Here is a 21,560-nt window from a genome sequence, read left to right as displayed (position 1 = left end):
CCACTCGCCCCCATCCACGCGCCCCTGCCTCACGATGCTGCGCTAGAGCGCGGCAGATCATTGGCATTCCCGGCAATTCCCTTCGTTTCGATGCGTCAGTCCAGGCATTCACAGCTCCTGTAGAGCTTGTTGTTAATGGTTTGGAACTGTGGGCGGCAGCCCGCGCAGCTTTCCCCGCTGAGAGGGACGTCTGCATCGCTGCTGTCCGCAACACACTGAAGGAATCGCATCATGAAGCGGATGCTCATCAACGCCACGCAGCCCGAAGAACGGCGCCTGGCCATCGTCGACGGACAAAAGCTCCTCGACTACGAAATCGAGATTGAAGGGCGCGAGCAGCGCAAGGGCAACATCTACAAGGCCGTCGTCACGCGCGTCGAGCCCTCGCTGGAAGCCTGCTTTGTCGATTACGGCGAAGACCGCCACGGCTTCCTGCCGTTCAAGGAAATCTCGCGCCAGTACTTCGCCCCCGGCGTGTCGCCCAGCCAGGCGCGCATCAACGAAGTCATCAAGGAAGGCCAGGAGCTGCTGGTCCAGGTCGAAAAGGAAGAGCGCGGCAACAAGGGCGCAGCCCTGACCACCTTCATCAGCCTGGCAGGCCGCTACGTGGTGCTGATGCCCAACAACCCCCGGGGTGGTGGCGTGTCGCGCCGCATCGAGGGCGAGGACCGTGCCGAACTCAAGGAGGCGATGGACCAGCTGGAGTACCCCAACGGCATGTCCATCATTGCGCGCACCGCTGGCATCGGCCGCACCGCGCCCGAACTGCAGTGGGACCTGAACTACCTGCTGAAATTGTGGAACGCCATCGACGGCGCCGCCAAGGGCGGCAAGGGCGCCTTCCTGATCTACCAGGAATCGTCGCTCGTCATCCGCGCGATCCGCGACTACTTCAACAACGACATCGGTGACATCCTCATCGATACCGACGACATCTACGAACAGGCGCAGCAGTTCATGGCGCACGTCATGCCCGAGCATGCTGCCCGCGTGAAGCGCTACCGCGACGACGCCGCCCTGTTCAGCCGCTTCCAGATCGAGCACCAGATCGAGTCGGCCTACGCCCGCACCGTGAGCCTGCCCTCGGGCGGCGCCATCGTGATCGACCACACCGAAGCGCTGGTGTCCGTGGACGTGAACTCGGCCCGCGCCATCAAGGGCGGCGACATCGAGGAAACTGCCACCCGCACCAATCTGGAAGCCGCCGACGAAGTGGCCCGCCAGATGCGCCTGCGCGACCTGGGCGGCCTTATCGTGATCGACTTCATCGACATGGAGGAGTCGAAGAACCGCCGCGAAGTGGAAAACCGCCTGCGCGATGCGCTGCGCCAGGACCGCGCCCGCGTGCAGTTCGGCACCATCAGCAAGTTCGGCCTCATGGAAATGAGCCGCCAGCGCCTGAAGCCCGCGCTGTCCGAAGGCTCGTCCATCCCCTGCCCCCGCTGCGGAGGCTCGGGCCACATCCGTGACACCGAATCGTCGGCGCTGCAGATCCTGCGCATCATTCAAGAAGAGTCGATGAAGGACAACACCGCCGCCGTGCACTGCCAGGTGCCGGTGGAAGTGGCCTCGTTCCTGCTGAACGAAAAGCGCACCGAGATCGCAAAGATCGAACTCAAGCAGCGCGTGGCCGTGCTGATGGTGCCCAACAAGACGTTGGAAACCCCCAACTACCGCCTGGAACGCCTGAAGCACGACGACCCACGCTTGGACCACATCGAAGCCAGCTACAAGCTCGCCGAAGAAGTGGAAGACCCAACGTCTGTCACACGCCGCTCGCAGGAGCCCACCAACAAGCAGACCCCGGTGATCAAGGGCGTGCTGCCTGATGCCCCCGCCCCCGTGGCCGAGCCCCGCCCCGAAGGCGCGGCGCGCCCACCCCGTGGCGGCCAGCGCCCCGCAGCCCATGCAGCCCCTGCACCTGCCCCCGTGGCCGCTCCGGCGCCTGTCGCCCCCGCGCCGCAGGAGCAAGGCTTCTTCGCCTGGCTCAAGAGCCTGTTCGGCTTTGGCAGCGCCCCTGCCGCACCCGCCCCGGTGGCAACGGCTGCGCCAGCCGCCGCACCGGCCGCAGCCGAAACCACCGGCCGTGGCGAACCCCGCCGCGAAGGCCGCAACGGTGAAAGCCGTGGCCGCCGTGGTGGCCGCGACGGCAACCGTGACGGTCAGCGCGAAGGCGCACCACGTGACGGCAACCGCGAAGGCAGCACCGGCGAAAGCCGTGGCCGCCGTGGTGAACGCTCGGCCGAAGGCCGCGCACCCCGCGACGCAGAGCGCCGCCCTGAGGGCGAAGGCCGTGACGGTGGCCGCAACGGACGCGGCGAAGGCCGTGAAGGGGGCCGTGGCCGCCGCGACAGCGAGCCGCGCAACCTGAACGCTGGCACGAACGGAGACAACTCCAACGCCGCCACCGCTCAGGTGGAAGGCCCCAACGCTGGCAACACCGGTGGTGCAGAAGGCCAACCCGCCCAGCAACCCCGTGGCGAACGCGGCCCGCGCCGCGAACGCGGTGATCGCGGTGGCAACCGTGGCGAGCGTGGTGAACGCGCTCCCCGTGCGGTCGAGGCCCAGGAGGCAGCAGCCCCAGCCGCTGCTGGCGACTTTGCCGACACCGCGCCTCTGGCCTCGCTGCCAGACCTGGACCTGAGTGGCAATGACGCACCCGCCAACGGCAATGGCAATGGCGCCAACGAAGAGCAACGCCGCGAGCGCCGCTCCCGCGACCGCTACGGCCGTGACCGCCGCGAACGTGGCGAGCGTGGCCCACGCGACGCCAACGGCAACGCTGAAGCCGCAGCACCCGCCATGCTGGACTTCGACCCCACCCAGGCCGAGCCGGCCCCGGCACAGGACGAAGCGCCACGCCGCAGCTACTTCAGCAACAACACTCCCGCCGCAGAGCCTGTGGCACCGGTGACAGCCCCTGTGGCCGCAGCGCCAGTCGCAGCGGCTACCGGACCTGTAGCTGTTCCAGCGCCTGTTGCTGCCCCCGTGGCCGCACCGGCTCCGGTCGCGGCACCCGCTCCGGCAGCTGCGGCACCAGCGCCTGCAGCGCCTGCCAAGGGCCTGCCGCGCGTCCAAGCGTTCACGCTGCCCATCGATGAACTGCAGCAAGTGGCTGCCGCGTCGGGCTTGCAGTGGGTGAACTCGGACGCGGACAAGATTGCGGCCGTGCAGGCCGCCATCGCTGCCGAGCCCAAGCCCATCCGCGTGCCCCGCGAGCGCCCCCCAGCGGTGGTGCTGGACGAAGGCCCGCTGGTGCTGGTAGAAACCCGCCGCGACCTGTCGGCCATGGCGCTGCCATTTGAGCAGCCCCCCGCAGCCTGACGCGCTGCAATGGCTGCTGCCCCAGGGCTGTAGCCATCACCCAGAAGGCGGCTCAGGCCGCCTTCTTTTTTTTGGGGACCGCCGAGTGTGTACGGCCCTTGGCGCCAATACCCGCAAGCGGCCGGAGGCAGCCTGTCAGCAGGTACCATTTCGGCTCGCTGGTGCCGCAGTGCAGCCAGTAACCCGCACCGTCCAGGCCAAGCCCCACGCCACACACCCGAGATCCACGGACCCTTCGCCCCATGCTGTTCCTGCTGTCTCCCGCCAAATCGCTCGACTACGACACGCCCGTTCCCGAAGGCCTGCCGCACACCACGCCACAATTTGTGCCGCAGTCCACGGCCCTCATCGAGGTGCTGCGCGAGCAGTCGCCGCAGCAGATTGCGTCGCTGATGGAGTTGAGCGACACGCTCGCGGCGCTGAACGTGGCGCGCTACCAGGCCTGGCGCCCCCGCTTCACGGCCCACAACTCGCGCCAGGCGGTGCTGGCCTTCAATGGCGACGTGTACGAGGGCCTGCAGGCCCGCAGCCTGAGCGCTGACGACCTGCACTGGGCCCAGAGCCATGTCGCCATCCTGAGCGGCCTGTATGGTGTGCTGCGGCCGCTGGACCGCATGCAGCCCTATCGCCTGGAGATGGGCACGCGCCTGGCCACCGAGGCAGGCAGCAACCTGTACCAGTTCTGGGGCCGCCAGATTGCCGAGCACCTGAACACCCGGCTGCGCGCCGACACCACGCCAGTGGTGATCAACCTCGCCTCGCAGGAATACTTCAAGGCCGTGGACCGCAAGGCGCTCAAGGCGCGCGTGATCGAATGCGTGTTCGAGGACTGGAAGGGCGGCAACTACAAGATCATCAGCTTCTTTGCCAAGCGCGCGCGCGGCCTGATGGCGCGCTATGCCATCGCCCACCGCCTTGCCACACCCCACCAGCTCGAAGGCTTCGATCTGGACGGCTATGCCTTTGCCCCGGCCTCCTCCACGCCCGAGCGCCTGGTCTTCCGGCGCAAGGCCCCACCGGCCTTATAAACACCCCTCCCCCTGCTCTTTCTTGTTGAAGGACCGCCATGACATTGCGTTCTGACCAGCACCCGGACGGCACGACCACCAGCACCCAGCGCGCCAGCGCAGCGCGGCAGGCCATCACGCCCGAGCTGCGCCGCTGGATCATTGAGCAGGCGCAGGCAGGCTACGCCGCGCCTGTGGTGCTGCAATCCATGCGCGACGCAGGGTGGGACGAGGACGTGGCCGCCGACGCGCTGGAGATCACGCTGCAGGAGCACCTGAACGACCTGGCCGTGCAGCAGGGCCTGCCCTCGGCCGTGCCGGTGCCCGAGCCCCGGCTGGATGAATCCCCCGCCCAGGTGGACTGCGGCGACCGCACGGTGAATGTGCTGCTGGCCATGGCGCAGCCGCGCATCGTGGTGTTTGGCAACCTGCTGTCGCCCGAGGAGTGTGATGCCCTGATCGCCGCCGCAGAGCCCCGCATGGCACGCTCGCTCACCGTGGCCACCAAGACCGGCGGCGAAGAGATCAACGCCGACCGTACCAGCGACGGCATGTTCTTCCAGCGCGGTCAAAGCCCGTTGATCCAGCGCATTGAAGAGCGCATTGCGCGCCTGCTCCAGTGGCCCATCGAAAACGGCGAAGGCCTGCAGGTGCTGCATTACCGCCCCGGCGCCGAATACAAACCCCACTACGACTACTTCGACCCCGCCGAGCCCGGCACGCCCAGCATCATCAAGCGCGGCGGCCAGCGTGTGGGCACGCTGGTGATGTACCTCAACACGCCCGAAAAGGGCGGCGGCACCACCTTCCCCGATGTGCACCTGGAGGTCGCGCCGCAGCGTGGCAACGCGGTGTTCTTCAGCTACGAGCGCCCGCACCCGTCCACCCGCACCCTGCATGGCGGCGCCCCCGTGATCGCAGGGGACAAATGGATCGCCACCAAATGGCTGCGCGAGCGGGAATTTCAGTAAAAACGCCGGTATGCGCGAGTCGAATATGCGCCAGCAGCTACAAAAATAGTAGCAAAAATACATCCCCCTTGGAACCCATACACCCGAAAGACCAGGCCATGAACACGCCAGAACAATCCCAGCTTGGCAAGGCCTCGGCCTATATCGACCAGTACGACGCGTCGCTGCTGTTCCCCATCCCGCGCGCGGGCAAGCGGGCCGAGATCGGCATCACCGGCGCGGCGCCCTTCTTCGGGGCCGACCTGTGGACGGCGTTCGAGCTGTCGTGGCTGAACCAGCGTGGCAAGCCACAGGTGGCCCTGGCGCACATCACGGTGCCCTGCGAGACGCCCAACATCGTCGAGAGCAAGTCGTTCAAGCTGTACCTCAACAGCTTCAACAACACGCGCTTTGCCGATGCGGCCGAGGTGCAGGCCCGCATCCGCGCCGACATCAGCGAGGCGGTGTGGCGCGGTGCCGAGCACCCCGCCACCGTGGGCGTGAAGCTCATCGCGCCCGAACTGTTCGACCAGGAGCCCGTGCACGAGCTGGACGGCCTGAGCCTGGACCGGCTGGACGTGGAATGCACGCGCTACCAGCCCGCGCCCGACCTGCTGACGGCCACATTCAACGAAGCGCCCGTAACCGAGACCCTCACCAGCAACCTGCTCAAGAGCAACTGCCTGGTGACCGGCCAGCCCGACTGGGGCAGCGTGCAGATCAGCTACAGCGGCCCACAGATCAACCAGGAAGGCCTGCTGCAGTACCTGGTGAGCTTTCGCAACCACAACGAGTTTCACGAGCAGTGCGTGGAGCGCATCTTCATGGACCTGTGGACCCGCTGCAAACCCATCAAGCTCACGGTGTACGCGCGCTACACGCGCCGTGGCGGGCTGGACATCAACCCCCTGCGCACCAGCCACCCGCAAGCCCTGCCGCGCAACGTGCGCACGGCGCGGCAGTAGGCCTGACCAGTCCCGTCAACCGACCGCGTCCGTCAGTTGCGCGCGTCAATCCAGTCGCACCGCAGGGTATGGCGCAGGTGCGCGCGGGTGCGCCAGGCAACGTACAGGCTGGGGACAAAAATGCCGATCAGGCAGACCGGCGCGGCGCAAGGCTCGCCAAAAGCGCAGATGGGAAACCAGCCCACCCAGCCCAGCATCCAGACCGTCAGCACCAGGTCCCACAGGTGGTATTCGAGCGGGTGGTCGGCCTTGTGCGCCACATGCCACTGCTTGATGCGCTGCAGCTCGTCAAGGGTCATGGTGATCTCCCGGAAAACGGGAAAATCACTGTAAGTTACAAGTAAGAATTCGTCAAGGTACGAATGGCTGCGGGCGGCTCTTTGCGGTGCCGCTCACCCCAGCCGGAACACGTCCACCGAGCGGCCCAGCGACACCGCACTCTCCTTGAGACCCTGGGCGGCGGCGGCCGACTCCTCCACCAGCGCGGCGTTCTGCTGCGTCACGGTGTCAAGCTGGGTCACGGCCTCGTTGACCTGGGCAATGCCCTGCGACTGCTCCTTGGTGGCGCTGCTGATCTGCTGGACCAGCGTGCTCACGCGTTCCACCGCATGGACCACGCCTTCGATGGTGGTGCCGGCATGGTCCATCTGCTGCGCGCCGCTGGCGATCTGGTTCACCGTGACGCCAATCAGGCCGCTGATCTCCTTGGCCGAGCTGGCACTGCGCTGCGCCAGTGCCCGCACCTCGCCCGCCACCACCGCAAAGCCCCTGCCTTGCTCGCCAGCCCGCGCGGCTTCCACAGCGGCGTTGAGCGCCAGCAGATTGGTCTGGAAGGCAATGCCCTCGATCACGCCCACGATCTCGCTGATCTTGGTGGACGACAGCTTCATCTGCTGCATGGCCGCCCCCACCTCCTGCACCGCCTGGCCACCGCGCGTGGCGATGTCGCTGCTCTGTGCGCTCTCGTGCGACACCTTGGCCGCTGTCTCCGACGTCTGCAGCACCGTGCTGGCCAGTTGCTCCATGGCCGCGGCGGTCTCTTCCAGGCTGCTGGCCTGCGACTCGGTACGGGCCGACAGGTCCATGCCGCCGCGCGCGATTTCGTCGGCCGATTCGATGAAGTTGCGCACCTCGGTGCGCACGTCGCCCACCACGGCGCGCAGGTTGACCTGGGTCTGCTGCAGGCGCTGCATCAGCGCGCCCAGGGGCTGAGGGTAGTCGGTGCCCACCGACGTGGCGAGGTTGCACGCCGAGATGTCGGACGCGAAGCGGGTCGCATCGTGCACCCCTTGCAGCACGGTGGCCTGAAAGCGCCACAGCGTCCACCCCGCCCCCAGCACCAGCAGCGCCAGGCGGGCCACCCAGGCGGTGGTGCCTTGCAGCCCCATCACGTCGGGCACCAAGGCCAGCAGCACCGTCATCAGCAGCAGGATCGCCATGCGGGGCAGCAGCGCCATCTGCGCCAGGCGCTGCTGCCAGCCACGCACTCCCCGGTAGCGCACGTTGCCCGAGTCCAGGTAGAAGCTGCTTGCGCCCGAAGCCGCCTCGCTGCGCATCTGTGCATACAAGGCCTCGGCGGCCACCATCTCGGCCGCACTGGGCTTGGTGCGCACCGACATGTAGGCGCGTGGCTTGCCGCCTTCCATGATGGGAGTGACGTTGGCGCGCACCCAGTAGTGGTCGCCGTTCTTGCGCCGGTTTTTCACCAGACCTGTCCAGGGCTCGCCCCGGCCAATGGTGCGCCACATGTCCTTGTAGGCCTCGGGCGGCATGTCCGGGTGGCGAATGATGTTGTGCGGCTGGCCGATGAGCTCGTCGTAGCTGTAGCCACTGACGCGCACAAACGCCGGGTTGCAGTGCGTGATCTCGCCCTTGGTGTTGGTGCTGGACACCAGCAGCTCATCACCGGGGTAGTCAAAATTCTGCTGGGTCACTGGCAGGTTGATGCGCATTCGAGGCTCCTGGAAGGCCTGCGGCAGGGGCAGGCAGCGCGGTGTTTTGTTAGACGTTCGTGTAACCGCTTGATACGAATCAAGTCTAACTGCTCACTCCCCCGATTTGCCCCCAAAAGGTGCCGAGTGAGGGATGGCCTGCACAACCCTCCCGAGGCGCACACACCCCAGCCCTACTCCTGTGGCGTCAAAAGAGCTGCCCCGTGTCCCTGTCCACACCCGCCTGCGGCCTGCGCCGGCTGCTCGCAGCTGCGGCACGGGTCTGCGGATCGGGCTCGGGCTCCTCGCCGCGCCGCACCAGCGTGCTGGCCCGCACGCCCAGCAGGCGCAGGCGCTTGTCCAGCGGCACGCGCTTGAGGCACTGCCCGGCCAGCTGCCGGATGGTGGCTCCGTCGGCCGTGTAGCTGTTAGCCGTGTGGTCGCGCGTCGCGATCTTGAAGTCGTCGTAGCGCAGCTTGATGCCGATGGTGCGCGCCACATAGCCCTTGCGCTGCAGGTCCTCGGCCACGCGCATGCACAGGTCGGTAAAGATCGCGCCCAGCTCGGCCCGGTCGCGCACCGCGTGCAGGTCGCGGTCAAAGGTGGTCTCGCGGCTCATGCTCACGGGCTCGCTCTCGGTCACCACCGGGCTGTCATCGCGGCCCCAGGCCACGCGGTGCATCCAGGCGCCGGTGGACTTGCCAAAGTGGCCCATCAGCCATTGCTCATCCTGCGCGGCCAGCTGCCCGATGGTCTCGATGCCTAGGCGCGCCAGCTTCTCGCCGGCCTTGGGGCCGATGCCGTTGATCTTGCGCACGTTCAGGGGCCAGATCTTGCTCTGCAGGTCTTCCTCGTAAACGATGGAGATGCCGTTGGGCTTGTTGAACTCGCTGGCCATCTTGGCCAGCAGCCGGTTGGGCGCCACGCCGATCGAGCAGGTCAGTCCGGTCCTATCAAAGATGCTTTTCTGGATGAGCCTCGCCAGCACCCGCCCGCCTTCGCGCTGGCCGCCGGGCACGTCGGTGAAGTCGATGTAGACCTCGTCCACCCCCCGGTCCTGCATTACCGGTGCGATCTCGGTGATGGTGCTCTTGAACAGGCGCGAAAAGCGTCGCACCTCGTCAAAATCCACCGGCAGCACGATGGCCTGCGGGCACAGCTTGGCGGCTTTCATCATGCCCATTGCCGAGCCCACGCCGAACTGCCGTGCGGGGTAAGTGGCCGTGGTGATCACGCCCCGGCCCACGTAGTCCTTGAGTAGCGGAAAGTCTTCCACCGGTATGAAGCGCCGCTCGCGCTCCTCGGTGCCGTCTGGCCCGCGCAGCAGCAGCTCGTCCACCTTGCGCCGCCCGCCACCGATCACCACAGGCAAGCCTTTGAGTTGCGGGTAGCGCAGCAACTCGACGGACGCAAAGAACGCGTCCATGTCCAGGTGGGCGATGCGGCGCAGCTTGCCGGTAGGGGCAGCCTGCGCAGGAGGTGGGGTTTCAGAAGAATCGGGCTCGGTGGCGGTCACACCCGATATTGTGCGGGCGGTGCACTCCCGCCGAAGGCGGATGATTAGCGATTGCGCCGCGCATTGCGCTCCCCGGCCCCGATGGCCCCCAGCATCAGCACCATCCCCCCCAGCTGCCAACCGCCCAAAGTGTGCTGAAAGTACACCCAGTCCACCACGATGGCGACCGTCGGGTAGGCAAACTGCAGCACTGCCACCCGGCCCGTGGCCAGCCGGGCCATGCCTGCGTACATCAGGGTGTACGCCAGGCCGGTGTGGATCAGCCCCAGCCCGGCCAGCCATGCCCATGAGGCGCCCCAGGCGGGCCAGCCTTGGCCCACGGGGGCCACCCACAGCACGACCGCACCCAGCGCGCATTGCCACCACGCCAGCGCGCCCACCTGCAGCGCCCCCAGGCGCTTGGCAACCACGGTGACGGTGGCTGTGCACAGCGCACCGACCAGGCAGAGGCCCACGCCCACCCAGTAGCCAGGCGCATGTCCGGCACCTGAGGAAGACAGCCCCCCGGCCACGCCCGTGGCCAGCACCAGCCCCACCATCGCGACCAGCACTGACACCACGCGCTGCCGGGGCACGGTTTCTTTGAGCCACCACGCCCCCAGCAGCAATACCCACAATGGTTGCACATGGAACAGCACCACCGCCACCCCGGTGGGCACTTGCTGGATCGCCGTGAAAAACAGCCACCAGCTCGCCAGCATCAGCCCGCTGAGCAGCAACACCCACGGCAAAGCCGCCCAGCCCACCCAGAGCCCCCGCCACAGTCCCGACCATGACCGGTGGCGCCAGGCCATCCATAACGTGAGCCCCACGAGACCAAAAGCGCAGCGGAACCAGGTCACCGTCAATGGCGCCGCCTGCGCCTGGTGCACGAACACGCCGATGGTGCCCAGCAGCGCGTTGCCCAGCACAAAGGCGATCCAGCCGTCCAGCCGGTGGGCAGACGACAGCCCACGCGCGCTGCTCGCAGGGGAAGCGGACGCGGGAACCACGGGGACGGATGTGCCTGAAACGGTAGAGGACGACTGCTGCATGCTCGCAGTGTGGCTGCCAGCCCCAGCAATCAAAAGCGCATAATTTACGCATCAATCATTCGATCTTCGAATACATCACCACAGGGGCAATCCATGAGCTACCGCGACTTGCAATTCGACTGGCTCCAGTGCCTGGTGGCGGTGGTGGATGCAGGCTCGCTCTCCGGCGCGGCGGCCGAGGTGCACCGGTCCCAGTCGGCGGTCAGCATGCAGCTCAAGAAGCTGGAAGACGCCGTAGGCCACCGACTGCTGGAGCGCGACGCCCGCAAGCAGCACCTCACGCCCGAGGGTGAAACCCTGCTGGGCTACGCCCGCCGCATTCTGGAGCTGCATGCAGAAGCACATGACGCCCTGAACGGCGACGCCCTCACAGGCCGGGTGCGGCTGGGGGTGCCAGATGACTATGCGGCGCGCTACCTCACGCCCGTGCTCAAACGCTTTGCGCCCCGGCACAGCGCGGTGGAGATTGAACTGGACTGCGAGCAGTCCACCGCCCTCATCCCGCGGGTGGCCAGTGGCGACCTGGACCTGGCCCTGATCTCGCGCGACCACGCACGCCGGGGCACGTTGCTGTTCCATGAGCCCATGGTGTGGGTGGGGTCTGCGCAGTTCGAGTTGTGGAGGCGCGACCCGCTGCCCATTGCGGTGTACGAATCGGCCAGCCTGGCGCGGCGCGGCGCCATCCACGCTCTGGCGCAGCAGGGGCGCCGCTACAAGGTGGTCTATCACAGCTCCAGCCTGGCCGGACAAATTGCAGCGGTGGAAAGCGGCCTGGCCGTGGCCGCCCTAACCCACTGCAGCGTGCCACCGCAGTTGCAGGTGCTCGGCACCGAGCACGGCCTGGGGCCGCTGGCCCCCATGGAGGTGGCCGTGTATCGCAGCCGCGCATCGCGCGGCTCCAAGGCGGTGGACAGCCTGCAGAATCTGCTGGTGCAGACCCTGCGGCAGTCTGGCGGCGCCCGCGTGACCGGCTGAACGCCTCAGCGCCTGCTTACGAAAAGGGAGCCTACTTTTTGGAGAGCGCCGCGCTGCGAATGCCCTGCAGTGTGCCGGTGGGCGTGATCGCCTCGGGATCGATCAGGCAGTGCAGCACGCTGGGCAGGCCACTGGCGCGGGCGCGGGCCAGCGCGGGGGCAAAGTCTTCCGTGCGCTCCACGCGTTCACCATGGCCACCAAAGGCCTGGGCATAGGCCTTGAAGTCAGGGTTCTTGAGCTGCGTGGCGCTGATGCGGCCGGGGTACTCGCGTTCCTGGTGCATGCGGATGGTGCCGTACATGGCGTTGTCCAGCAGCACCACGATGATGGGCAGGCCGTATTGCACAGCCGTCGCAAACTCCTGGCCGTGCATCAGAAAGTCGCCGTCGCCCGCGAAGATCACCACCTCGCGCTGCGGCCACAGGCGCTTGCCGCCCACGCCTGCGGGCAGACCGTAGCCCATGGAGCCGCTGGTGGGCGCAAGCTGGCTCGCGTAGGTGGTGAAGGGCCAGAAGCGGTGAATCCAGGTGGCAAAGTTGCCAGCCCCGTTGCAGAAGATGGTGTCGGCGGGCAGCACTTCCTTGAGGTGCTGCATCACCTGGCCCATTTGCAGGTTGCCGGGGATGCGGATAGGTGCCGTGTCGCTCCAAGCCAGATATTCGGCATGGGCAGCCTCAGCATGAGCCTTCCAGGGCACAGCCGCTGTGGGCCGCACTGTATTGAGCGCCGCAGCAAACGCCTGGGGCGTGGCGTGGATGGCCTGTGTGGGGCGGTAGAGCTTGCCCAGTTCGTCCGCATCGGCATGCACATGCACCAAGGGCTGCGCCGGGGTGGGAATGCTGAACAGCTCGTAGCCTTGCGACGGCACTTCCGACAAGCGGCCCCCCACCACCAGCACCAGGTCCGACGCCTTGATGCGCGCCAGCAGCTTGGGGTTGACGCCCAGGCCCAGGTCGCCACCGTAGCAAGCGTGCGTGGCCGGGAACAGCATCTGGCGGCGGAACGAGCAGTACACGGGAAGGGACCACGCTTCGGCAAACGCGGTGAACTCGCGCACCGCCTGCTCAGACCAGCGGCTGCCGCCCACGATGGCCACGGGGCTTTGGGCGGCTTGCAGGCGCTGGGCCAGCTCGGCCATCTGCGCAGCACCGGGGTGCGTTTCAGTCACTTGGTAAGGCAGCGCATCAGCCACCATGGCGGCCTCGGTCAGCATGTCTTCGGGCAGCGCCACCACCACGGGGCCGGGGCGGCCCGAAGTGGCCACATGGAATGCGCGCGAGATCAGTTCGGGCACACGGGCCGGGTCGTCAATCTGCACCACCCACTTGGCCATGGTGCCAAACACGGCGCTGTAGTCCAGCTCCTGAAACGCCTCACGCCCCATGGCGTTGCGGGCCACCTGGCCCACAAACAGGATCATGGGGGTCGAATCCTGGTGCGCAATATGCACGCCGGCCGAGGCATTGGTAGCGCCGGGCCCGCGCGTCACAAAGCAGATGCCGGGCTGGCCCGTGAGCTTGCCCTGCGCCTCGGCCATCATGGCCGCACCGCCTTCCTGGCGGCACACGGTCACGCCAATATCCGCGTCATGCAGCGCATCAAGCACAGCCAGGTAGCTTTCGCCGGGCACACAAAAGAGCTGCTTCACGCCATGGGTGATGAGCTGCTGCACCAGGATCTGGCCGCCGGTGCGGGGGGTGAGGGAGGTCGTGTTCATATCAACGGTATCGGATCAGAAATTCAGTTCAGAACAAGGCCTGGCAGGCTCGCTGGATGCGAGCGCAGGCCTCTTGCAAATCGGCGGTAGATGCTGCGTACGAGATGCGAAAGTATGGCGCCAGCCCCAGCACCCCGCCGGGCACCACGGCGACATGGTGCTCGCGCAGCAGGTACGCGCAAAAGTCGGCATCGGTGCGCAGCAGCATGCCGCCGGGCGTGGTGCGACCCAGCACGCCTTCGCAACTGGCAAAGGTGTAGAACGCGCCCTCGGGCACGCGGCAGCGCAGGCCGGGTGAGGCGTTGAGCGCGGCCACCACCAGATCGCGCCGGTCCTGGAACGCTTGGCAGCGCTCGCGCACCACGTCTTGCGGCCCCGTCAGCGCCGCCACAGCCGCCGCCTGGCTGATGGATGAGGGGCAGGACGTGGCCTGGCTCTGCACCACGGCCATGGCGGCAATCAGCGCCTTGGGGCCTGCGCCGTAGCCCAGGCGCCAGCCCGTCATGGCATACGACTTGGAGACGCCGTTCACCGTGAGCGTGCGCTCGCGCAGCGAGGGCAACACCGCAGCGGGCGTGGCAAACGCGCGGCCGTCGTACAGGATGTGTTCGTAGATATCGTCCGCCAGCAGCCACACCTGCGGGTGGCGCTCCACCACCTCCAGCACCGGTCGCAGCTGCTCGGCGCTGTAGGCCGCACCGCTGGGGTTGGAAGGCGAGTTGATGAACACCCAGCGCGTGCGCGGCGTGATGGCCGCCTCCAGCTGCTGGGGCGTGATGCGAAAGCCGTTGGCCTCGGTGCAGGGCACGACCACAGGTACACCGCCTGCAATCAGCACCATGTCGGCGTACGAAGTCCAATACGGCGCGGGCAGGATCACTTCGTCGCCCGGGTTCACCGATGCCATCAGCGCGTTGTAGAGGATCTGTTTGGCGCCGGCACCCGCAGTGATTTCGTTCAGCGCAAAGTCCAGCCCGTTGTCATGCTTGAACTTGTGCTGGATGGCGGCCTTGAGTTCTGCCGTGCCATCCAGCACCGTGTAGTGCGTCTCCCCCCGCGCCATGGCCTGCTGCGCGGCTTCCAGAATGTGGGCTGGCGTATCGAAGTCGGGCTCGCCCAGGCCGAGCACGATCACGGGCTGGCCCTGGCGCTTGAGCTGGTTGGCCTCTTGCGTCAGGCGCACGATTTCAGAGACGCCGATGGCGCCCAGGCGGTCGGCCGCGCGGAAGGCCGTGGCGGGGATGGGAGCGTTCATTGCTGGTAGGTTTCCAGGGGCTTGTCGTTGGGGGTGGCAAACAGCTGGCGCAGCGTAGTGCCCAGCGGCAGGTTCAGGCTCATGTTCTTGGGCGGAATGGGGTTCACAAACCACTTGGTGTAGATCTTTTCCATCTCGCCGGACTGCATCAGCTTGGTGAGCACACCGTCCACTGCGGCCTTGAAGGTCGGATCGTCCTTGCGGAACAGCAGTGCAATGGGCTCAGCGCCCAACGGCTCGCCGACGATGCGGTAGGCCGAGGGGTCTTTGGAGTTGGCAATCATCCCGGCCAGCAGGTTGTCGTCGAGCACAAAGGCATCGGCACGGCCGGTCTCCAGCAGCAAGAAGCTCTCGTGGTGGTCCTTGCCCAGCACGGTCTTGATGGGGGCGCCGCCCAGCGCGCGCTCTTGCTTGCGCAGCAGTTGCACGGCGGTGGTGCCGGTGGATGCGGCAATGGTGCGGCCTGCAAGCTGGCTGATGGACTTCAGGTCCGAATCCTTGCGCACCGCCATGCGCACTTCGCTCACGTAGGTGGTCACCGCAAAGGCCACCTGCTGCTGGCGCGCGGTGTTGTTGGTGGTGGGGCCGCAGCCGATATCCAACGTGCCGTTCTGCACCAGCGGCAGCGTGTTCTGCGCCGTCACGGCCATGTATTCGAGCTTGGCGTCGGGCGCGATCTCCTTGAGCACGCGCTCGCACAGCTCGACGTGGTAGCCCACGTATTTTTCATTCGCGCCCAGCGCGTAGGCCATGGGCGGCGAGGTTTCGCGCACGCCCAGCACGGCCTTGCCGCTGGACTTGATCTTCTCCAGCGTGGGCTGGGTGACCGTCTGCGCCAACGCGGGGGCCGTGGCCATGCAGGCCAGGGCCAGGCCTGCAGCGAGCGCAGTGAAGGTCTTGCGGGAAATTGCCATGTCGTTGTCTCCGTGTGTGTTGTGGTTGGCAGGTGAATGAATCGGTGAGAGAAAAATCGGGCGGCCGGGATGACGCTCAGATCACGTTCTTTTCGAGCAGCGGCGCATTGCGCGCAATGCGTTCGATGGACAGCGGCGACAGGTCCAGGCTTTGGTAGCTGCCCGTGAGCAACAGCTCGGCCACGCCCCGGCCCACAGCGGGGCACTGCTGCAGGCCGTGGCCCGAAAAACCGTTGGCAAACACCAGGTTGTCGCACGCCGGGTGCAGGCCCACGATGGCGTTGTGGTCGAAGGTGTTCATCTCGTAGTAGCCCGCCCAGGCGCCCTGCATGCGCAGTGCCTCAAAGCCGGGAATGCGCTCGGCCAGGGTGGGCCAGATGTGGTGGTCAAACGCGTCGTACTCGGGCTCCAGCGGGGCAAAGTCGGCGTCGTTGTCGGCCTCAGGCGCAAAGCCGCAGATAAAACCTTTGCCCTCGGGCCGCAGCCAGATGCCGCTGGTGTCGATGAGCAGGGGGCAGCCCGGCAGCGCGGCGGGGCTGGCCAGGTTGAACACCGTGCGGCGCTTGCCCACCACGGGCAGATCGATGCCCGCCCAGCCTGCAATCGCTGCAGCCCAAGGGCCACCGGCATTCACGGCATAGCGGCAGGGCAGCACAGTGCCGCTTTGCAGGCGCACCGCGTTCACGTGCAGCACGCCATCGCTACTCACCGTGTCCAGCCCCACGGCTTCATCAGCCACGTAGCGCACACCCTGGCTTTGCGCTTTTTTGCGCAAGGCCGTGAGCAGCAGGTAGCCATCGAACCAACCTTCGCCCGACAGGCCCAGCGAGCCCAACACCACATCCTGCAACGCCAGCCACGGAAAGCGCTCGGCCAGTTGCTGCGGACTCAGCAGCGCGACATCGGCGCCATGCTGCTTCTGCAGTGCATGGTTTTCGCGCAGCGTGGCCTCGCCTGCCTGCGTGGCCAGGTACAGATAGCCGCCTTCGTGCAGACCAATGTCGGGCACATCGCCATGGCACGCCAACAGCGTGCCGACGTTGCGCAAGAAGCCGATGCCAAACGCCGAGATCTGGATGTTGATGTCGGTAGAAAACTGCTGGCGGATCGAGCTGGCCGACAGCGCGGACGATGCACGCGCGTACGTCGGATCGCGCTCGACCACCACCACCTCGCAGCCCGGTTGCTGCAGCGTGAGGAAGTACGCAATGGCACTGCCGATGACACCACCGCCAATGATGACGATGGGGTGTGAAGCCTTAGCGATGGACATGAACGGGGCCAGCAGCGCGTGGCTTACACGTCAAACGTCACGCCCTGCGCCAGCGGCAAAGCGGTGGAGTAGTTGATGGTGTTCGTCGCCCGGCGCATGTAGGCCTTCCAGCTGTCCGATCCCGCCTCGCGGCCACCGCCGGTTTCCTTCTCGCCGCCAAACGCTCCGCCAATCTCGGCGCCGCTGGGGCCGATGTTGACATTGGCGATGCCACAGTCCGAACCGGCGGCTGACATGAACTGCTCGGCCTCGCGCACATTGAGCGTGAAGATGGACGACGACAGGCCCGCGCCCACGGCGTTGTTCATGGCAATGGCTTCGTCGATGCTGCTGTACCGCACAACGTACAGGATGGGCGCAAAGGTTTCGTGCAGCGCGGGGCCTTCGTGCTTTTGCAGCTCCACCAGCGCAGGGCGCACGTAGTACGCGTCCGCACCGCCAACGCCCTCCACACGGCCGCCGCCGTGCACCGTAGCGCCCAGTGCGCGGCTTTGCTCCAGCGCCTTTTGCATGCCGTCAAAGGCCATGCGGTCGATCAGCGGGCCCACCAGCGTGCCAGCGGTGCGCGGGTTGCCCACCTGCACGTTGGCGTACACCTTGGCGAGCTGGGGCACCAGCTGGTCGTAAATGCTTTCGTGCACAAACAGGCGGCGCAGCGTGGTGCAGCGCTGGCCCGCCGTACCCATGGCGGCAAATGCAATGCCACGCAGGGCCAGGTTCAGGTCGGCCGTGGGCGCCACGATGGCCGCGTTGTTGCCGCCCAGTTCCAGAATGCCGCGCGCAAACCGCGCTGCCAGGCGCGGGCCCACTGCGCGGCCCATGGCGGTGGAGCCGGTGGCCGACAGCACGGGCACGCGGGCGTCGTCCACCAGCACCTCGCCAATGTCGCGCTGGCCCACGATCAGCTCCAGCAGGCCTTCGGGGGCATCGGCGCCAAAGCGTGCAATGGCACGCTGTGCGATGGCGTGCGTGGCCAGGGCGGTGAGTGGCGTCTTTTCCGAAGGCTTCCACACCACCGAATCACCGCACACCAGCGCCAGCGCGGCGTTCCACGACCACACGGCCACGGGGAAGTTGAAGGCCGAGATCACGCCGCACACACCCAGCGGGTGCCAGGTTTCCATCATGCGGTGGCCGGGGCGCTCGGTGGCGATGGTCAGGCCGTACAGCTGGCGCGACAGGCCCACGGCAAAGTCGCAGATGTCGATCATCTCCTGCACCTCGCCCAGGCCTTCGGACGGGATCTTGCCCGCCTCGATGGTCACCAGCAGGCCCAGGTCGGCCTTGGCGGCGCGCAGCTCTTCGCCCAACAGGCGCACCAGCTCGCCCCGGCGCGGTGCGGGCACATTGCGCCACGCCAAAAAGGCCGCATGCGCGCGGCCGATGGCGGCCGTGGCGTCGGCCGCGCTTTGCTGTGGCACCTGGGCCAGCACCTCGCCCGTGATGGGCGAACGCGCCGCCAGCGTACCGCCGGTGTAGGCAGCGCGGGGCACGCCCAGGCGTTGCAGCAGTTGATCGACTTCAGACAAGAGCGGTGTGACAACAGGGGTGGCGGCAGGGGTGGCAGACATGGCGACTCGCAAAGGTGAATGGAGGCAGAGAGATGGCAACAGCGTGGAAGAACACACGCAATGAATGCGCCAATATCCGCCAATCGCGCCGTGCTGGATAGCAAAAAATTGGAACTACTTGATCACAAATCAGCATGAAGTGCCTGAAAATTGCAGAGCTGCTAGCGCTTGATGCAGTAGCGCTGCGAGCCAAAACAGTGCATGGGCCGCGCACGCTGCTCATTCCCCCCGCGCATGATCCTCACCACTGCCCCACATGACCCTGCTGCGCCGCGCCTTCCTGCCCTCCACCGCCGACCTGCTGGCCTTTGAGGCGGCAGCCCGCCACCAAAGCGTGTCGCGCGCGGCCGAGGAGCTGCACCTCACCCAAAGCGCCGTGTCGCGCCAGATCCGCCAGTTGGAAGAGCAGATCGGCACCGCCCTCTTCCACCGCGTGCGCCAGCGTGTGGTGCTGACCGACGCGGGCCGCGTCTATGCGGCTGATGTGCAAAACGTGCTGCAGCAGCTGTCGGCCAGCACGCAGAAAGCCATGGCGTTCTCCAGCACCGACGGCCTGCTCAACCTGGCCGTGCTGCCCACGCTGGGCACCCGCTGGCTCATCCCGCGCCTGGGTGGCTTCATGGCACTACACCCCGAGGCCATGGTCAACTTCTCTGCCCGAACCGAACCGTTTGACTTTGCGGGCACGCCGTTTGACGCCGCCATCCACTTCGGCACCCCGCACTGGGCGGGCGCCGTGTGCGAATACCTGATGCACGAAGAAACCGTGCCCGTATGCAGCCCCACCTACCGCGACCGCCACCACATCCACACCCCGCAGGACCTGACGCGCGTGGTGCTGCTGCAGCAAAGCACCCGCCCCACCCAATGGGCCGAATGGTTTGAGCTGGTGGGAGCGCCCACCGCCCTGGCCCTGCGCGGCCCCCAGTCGGAGCACTTCGCCATGATTGCGCAAGCCGCCGTATCGCACCTGGGCGCGGCGCTGCTGCCGCGCTTCTTGATCGAGCAGGAGCTGGCGGCAGGCAGCCTAGTGGAGCTGTCAGACCAGGTGCTGACGAGCACCGATGCGTACTACCTGGTGTACCCCGAGGCGCGGGCACAGACGCCGCTGGTAAAGGCGTTCAGGGACTGGCTGGTGGGGGAGTGCGCAGGGCAGAGGCAGGGGTGAAACGCTCACCGCTGAAGCAGAAGGGCACCCGTGCTCAGGCGCTTGAGGAAGTGCGCAGGGAGCATGTGCTGCCTAGGGATGACCCAAGTGCCTGACGATGCCTGAAGGCTAGTAAAAAAACTGCACCAGGTCGAAATTGTCAATCGACTTCGCAAGCTCCAAAGGAGAGATACCGTAGTTGTTCTCTTTGTTTCTGTCAGCCCCAGAGCGAAGCAACAACTTGATCAAATCGCCGTTGCCGTCCGAATGAAAAACAGCATCTGAAAGAGGTGTATTTCCATTGGCATCAACAGAGTCCACGCTCGCTCCCGCCAATATCAAGGCCGCTGTGACGGCGCAGCTGTTGGACTGCGCGGCGAAGTGCAAGGGGGTCAAGCCATTGTCATCAGACGCATTGGGGTCCGCGCTGGCCAAAAGAAGTTCTTTCACCTTCGACAAGTCAGCCTCCAGAGCCGCGTAGTGAAGTTCGGTTCGCCCCATTCGATCCACGCCAGAGCGTTCGTTCTTCTTCGGACTTTTGCGCGTCATTGCCTCTCCATCACTTGCATTCCAGAACCATCGAGGATGGAAGGGGCCGTTCTGAAGACGCTGGACATCGATACCTCCTGGAGATGGCTGACGACATGGGTTTGCATATGTGAAGCGTTGCGCGAATGGCGAAGGCCAAGATCCCATGGCACCCCGGAATTTCAACCCAGCGAACTATAGCGTTCGAAGAAGCAGCTACGTAGCCCGCATCTGCTTTGGAAATTGATGCGCTCCAAAGCGTCCAACCACGCGGCAAGATTCTGTTCCATGTCGAATTCGTTCAAGACGCCGACCCCAGGCCAGGGCATCCTCCTGCGCCATGCAACTTGAATCCCTCGACACCCATCTCTGGCACGCCACCCACGCCTTCAAGGCCAACGGACTTCCCCTCACCACCCGCATGACGGTGGTGCGGCTGCCAGGAGAGCAGCTTCTGGTCCACTCACCGATTCCAATGCCCCCAGGCAGTGCACTGCTGGAGCAGCTGCAGGCACTTGGCACGGTGGCTTTCATCGTGGCACCGAACAAGATGCACCACCTGTTTCTGGCGCCTTGCGCCCAGACCTTCCCGAACGCCAGGGTGTATGGCCCCAAGGGCCTGGCTCAGAAGCGGCCAGACCTGGCAGCCAGGCTGCACGATCTGCCCTCAGGCGATGTGCCCGAATGGCTGCCAGACCTGGAGCACCTGGCTTTTGAGGGCATTCCTGCAGGCAATGAGTCGGTATGGTTCCACCGCCCTTCCGCCACGCTCATCGTGACAGACCAGCTGCAGTGGATGGCGGGGGACCTGCCTTGGTCCACGCGTGCCTATGCCACGCTGACCGGGGTGCGGCGCCAACTGGCGGTTCCGCTCACAGTGCGCGCGCTGGTGCGTGACCGTCGTGCCGCAGCCCGCAGTGCAGAGCGCGTGCTGCGCTGGCCCTTTGAGCGTGTCGTGACGGCCCATAACCAGGTGGTGGACACAGATGCCTATGCGCAGGTCACACGGGCATTTGCGATGCTTTGAGAAGAACAACCGACCACACAAACACCCATCCACAGTGCCACTCCGAGCCCCACTGCCTATCACCCCATTCGCTCAGAGATGTCGGAGCAGGCAGCCCAGTCCAGCACTCGCCAAAAGCCGCGCTAGCATCAAACTGTCAGGGCCCCCAGCGACATTTACGGCGCTTACGGTCGCACAGATCAGCCAGTGGATGAAAAACGCCGTGACCCTGGACTGGGACAGCGTGAACGCGAACCGCCCCGCGTGGAATGCACGCTGGAACAAAACCATCGAGCGCTGACAGGACGTTGAAAGAGCGTTGAGAGAACGTGGCGAGCGTGTGAGCGGGCTACACCTGCTCACACCGGCGGGCCGTTTGTGACAAATGTCACCTGCCCCGCTGTCCCCTGCGGTGGTGGGGTGTCACAAACCCCTGCTTCGACTTCA

At 66.2% G+C, this 21,560-nt stretch carries 17 protein-coding genes and 1 pseudogene; 8 read left to right on the top strand and 10 right to left on the bottom strand.

Annotated features, from left to right (window positions below; genetic code table 11):
* Nucleotides 1-231: 231 nt before the first annotated feature.
* From ACODSM_RS03135 to queF, 4 genes are all read left to right on the top strand, one after another.
* Nucleotides 232-3,324, top strand: coding sequence for an Rne/Rng family ribonuclease (locus ACODSM_RS03135; protein WP_488804304.1), 3,093 nt, complete (start codon nt 232-234; stop codon nt 3,322-3,324).
* A gap of 242 nt (nt 3,325-3,566) precedes the next feature.
* Nucleotides 3,567-4,352: a peroxide stress protein YaaA gene (yaaA, locus tag ACODSM_RS03130; RefSeq protein ID WP_488804303.1), complete on the top strand. Its 786-nt coding sequence runs from the start codon at nt 3,567-3,569 to the stop codon at nt 4,350-4,352.
* A 38-nt stretch (nt 4,353-4,390) separates the two neighbouring features.
* On the top strand, nt 4,391-5,302 hold the full coding sequence (locus ACODSM_RS03125) for a 2OG-Fe(II) oxygenase (protein ID WP_291441484.1): 912 nt from the start codon (nt 4,391-4,393) through the stop codon (nt 5,300-5,302).
* Between the two features lie 98 nt (nt 5,303-5,400).
* On the top strand, nt 5,401-6,246 hold the full coding sequence (queF, locus tag ACODSM_RS03120) for an NADPH-dependent 7-cyano-7-deazaguanine reductase QueF (RefSeq protein ID WP_422849070.1): 846 nt from the start codon (nt 5,401-5,403) through the stop codon (nt 6,244-6,246).
* Nucleotides 6,247-6,278: 32 nt separating this feature from the next.
* Here queF and ACODSM_RS03115 read toward each other — a convergent pair whose 3' ends face one another.
* From ACODSM_RS03115 to ACODSM_RS03100, 4 genes are all read right to left on the bottom strand, one after another.
* Nucleotides 6,279-6,545, bottom strand: coding sequence for a hypothetical protein (locus tag ACODSM_RS03115; protein ID WP_056061307.1), 267 nt, complete (start codon nt 6,543-6,545; stop codon nt 6,279-6,281).
* Nucleotides 6,546-6,638: 93 nt separating this feature from the next.
* On the bottom strand, nt 6,639-8,198 hold the full coding sequence (locus ACODSM_RS03110) for a methyl-accepting chemotaxis protein (RefSeq protein WP_488804302.1): 1,560 nt from the start codon (nt 8,196-8,198) through the stop codon (nt 6,639-6,641).
* Nucleotides 8,199-8,385: 187 nt separating this feature from the next.
* Nucleotides 8,386-9,603, bottom strand: coding sequence for a Y-family DNA polymerase (locus tag ACODSM_RS03105; protein WP_488804442.1), 1,218 nt, complete (start codon nt 9,601-9,603; stop codon nt 8,386-8,388).
* A 134-nt stretch (nt 9,604-9,737) separates the two neighbouring features.
* The gene (locus ACODSM_RS03100; RefSeq protein WP_488804301.1) at nt 9,738-10,685 is read right to left on the bottom strand and encodes a DMT family transporter; all 948 of its coding nucleotides are present in this window, start codon (nt 10,683-10,685) and stop codon (nt 9,738-9,740) included.
* Nucleotides 10,686-10,820: 135 nt separating this feature from the next.
* On the opposite strand from ACODSM_RS03100, the gene ACODSM_RS03095 reads away from it, so the two are divergent.
* On the top strand, nt 10,821-11,702 hold the full coding sequence (locus tag ACODSM_RS03095) for a LysR family transcriptional regulator (RefSeq protein ID WP_291441476.1): 882 nt from the start codon (nt 10,821-10,823) through the stop codon (nt 11,700-11,702).
* Between the two features lie 31 nt (nt 11,703-11,733).
* On the opposite strand, the gene ACODSM_RS03090 is transcribed toward ACODSM_RS03095, so the two are convergent.
* From ACODSM_RS03090 to amaB, 5 genes are all read right to left on the bottom strand, one after another.
* On the bottom strand, nt 11,734-13,419 hold the full coding sequence (locus ACODSM_RS03090; RefSeq protein WP_488804300.1) for a thiamine pyrophosphate-binding protein: 1,686 nt from the start codon (nt 13,417-13,419) through the stop codon (nt 11,734-11,736).
* Nucleotides 13,420-13,447: 28 nt separating this feature from the next.
* Nucleotides 13,448-14,674 carry a pyridoxal phosphate-dependent aminotransferase gene (locus ACODSM_RS03085; protein ID WP_488804299.1) on the bottom strand — a complete coding sequence of 409 codons (1,227 nt, stop codon included), beginning with the start codon at nt 14,672-14,674 and terminating at the stop codon, nt 13,448-13,450.
* On the bottom strand, nt 14,671-15,588 hold the full coding sequence (locus tag ACODSM_RS03080; protein WP_488804298.1) for an amino acid ABC transporter substrate-binding protein: 918 nt from the start codon (nt 15,586-15,588) through the stop codon (nt 14,671-14,673). Before ACODSM_RS03080 ends, ACODSM_RS03085 begins: the two co-directional genes overlap by 4 nt.
* A 76-nt stretch (nt 15,589-15,664) precedes the next feature.
* A complete protein-coding gene (locus tag ACODSM_RS03075; RefSeq protein WP_488804297.1) occupies nt 15,665-16,861 on the bottom strand; it encodes an NAD(P)/FAD-dependent oxidoreductase in 1,197 nt (398 codons plus the stop codon).
* A 23-nt stretch (nt 16,862-16,884) separates the two neighbouring features.
* Nucleotides 16,885-18,432 (bottom strand): L-piperidine-6-carboxylate dehydrogenase, encoded by a 1,548-nt coding sequence (gene amaB / locus ACODSM_RS03070; protein WP_488804296.1) that lies wholly within the window; start codon nt 18,430-18,432, stop codon nt 16,885-16,887.
* Between the two features lie 256 nt (nt 18,433-18,688).
* Here amaB and ACODSM_RS03065 point away from each other — a divergent pair, with 256 nt between their 5' ends.
* Nucleotides 18,689-19,600, top strand: coding sequence for a LysR family transcriptional regulator (locus ACODSM_RS03065; protein WP_488804295.1), 912 nt, complete (start codon nt 18,689-18,691; stop codon nt 19,598-19,600).
* 108 nt (nt 19,601-19,708) lie between these two features.
* Here the strand turns inward: ACODSM_RS03065 and ACODSM_RS03060 are convergent, their stop codons facing one another.
* Nucleotides 19,709-20,128 (bottom strand): ankyrin repeat domain-containing protein, encoded by a 420-nt coding sequence (locus tag ACODSM_RS03060; RefSeq protein WP_488804294.1) that lies wholly within the window; start codon nt 20,126-20,128, stop codon nt 19,709-19,711.
* A gap of 319 nt (nt 20,129-20,447) precedes the next feature.
* On the opposite strand from ACODSM_RS03060, the gene ACODSM_RS03055 reads away from it, so the two are divergent.
* The gene (locus tag ACODSM_RS03055) at nt 20,448-21,134 is read left to right on the top strand and encodes a DUF4336 domain-containing protein (protein ID WP_488804293.1); all 687 of its coding nucleotides are present in this window, start codon (nt 20,448-20,450) and stop codon (nt 21,132-21,134) included.
* A 169-nt stretch (nt 21,135-21,303) separates the two neighbouring features.
* Nucleotides 21,304-21,414 (top strand): annotated as a pseudogene (locus ACODSM_RS03050) (ABC transporter substrate-binding protein); the annotation flags it as partial.
* Between the last annotated feature and the right edge of the window lie 146 nt (nt 21,415-21,560).

It is taken from the genome of Acidovorax sp. FG42 (genome assembly GCF_057809195.1).
The sequence above is the reverse complement of the archived record's forward strand: the minus strand, read 5'-3'. Positions and strand labels throughout refer to the sequence as shown.

Coding starts and splice junctions, on each gene's coding strand:
- ACODSM_RS03135 (WP_488804304.1), top strand. CDS start 232: ATGAAGCGGATGCTCATCAACGCCACGCAGCCCGAAGAACGGCGCCTG.
- yaaA (WP_488804303.1), top strand. CDS start 3,567: ATGCTGTTCCTGCTGTCTCCCGCCAAATCGCTCGACTACGACACGCCC.
- ACODSM_RS03125 (WP_291441484.1), top strand. CDS start 4,391: ATGACATTGCGTTCTGACCAGCACCCGGACGGCACGACCACCAGCACC.
- queF (WP_422849070.1), top strand. CDS start 5,401: ATGAACACGCCAGAACAATCCCAGCTTGGCAAGGCCTCGGCCTATATC.
- ACODSM_RS03115 (WP_056061307.1), bottom strand. CDS start 6,545: ATGACCCTTGACGAGCTGCAGCGCATCAAGCAGTGGCATGTGGCGCAC.
- ACODSM_RS03110 (WP_488804302.1), bottom strand. CDS start 8,198: ATGCGCATCAACCTGCCAGTGACCCAGCAGAATTTTGACTACCCCGGT.
- ACODSM_RS03105 (WP_488804442.1), bottom strand. CDS start 9,603: ATGGACGCGTTCTTTGCGTCCGTCGAGTTGCTGCGCTACCCGCAACTC.
- ACODSM_RS03095 (WP_291441476.1), top strand. CDS start 10,821: ATGAGCTACCGCGACTTGCAATTCGACTGGCTCCAGTGCCTGGTGGCG.
- ACODSM_RS03090 (WP_488804300.1), bottom strand. CDS start 13,419: ATGAACACGACCTCCCTCACCCCCCGCACCGGCGGCCAGATCCTGGTG.
- ACODSM_RS03085 (WP_488804299.1), bottom strand. CDS start 14,674: ATGAACGCTCCCATCCCCGCCACGGCCTTCCGCGCGGCCGACCGCCTG.
- ACODSM_RS03080 (WP_488804298.1), bottom strand. CDS start 15,588: ATGGCAATTTCCCGCAAGACCTTCACTGCGCTCGCTGCAGGCCTGGCC.
- ACODSM_RS03075 (WP_488804297.1), bottom strand. CDS start 16,861: ATGTCCATCGCTAAGGCTTCACACCCCATCGTCATCATTGGCGGTGGT.
- amaB (WP_488804296.1), bottom strand. CDS start 18,432: ATGTCTGCCACCCCTGCCGCCACCCCTGTTGTCACACCGCTCTTGTCT.
- ACODSM_RS03065 (WP_488804295.1), top strand. CDS start 18,689: ATGACCCTGCTGCGCCGCGCCTTCCTGCCCTCCACCGCCGACCTGCTG.
- ACODSM_RS03060 (WP_488804294.1), bottom strand. CDS start 20,128: ATGACGCGCAAAAGTCCGAAGAAGAACGAACGCTCTGGCGTGGATCGA.
- ACODSM_RS03055 (WP_488804293.1), top strand. CDS start 20,448: ATGCAACTTGAATCCCTCGACACCCATCTCTGGCACGCCACCCACGCC.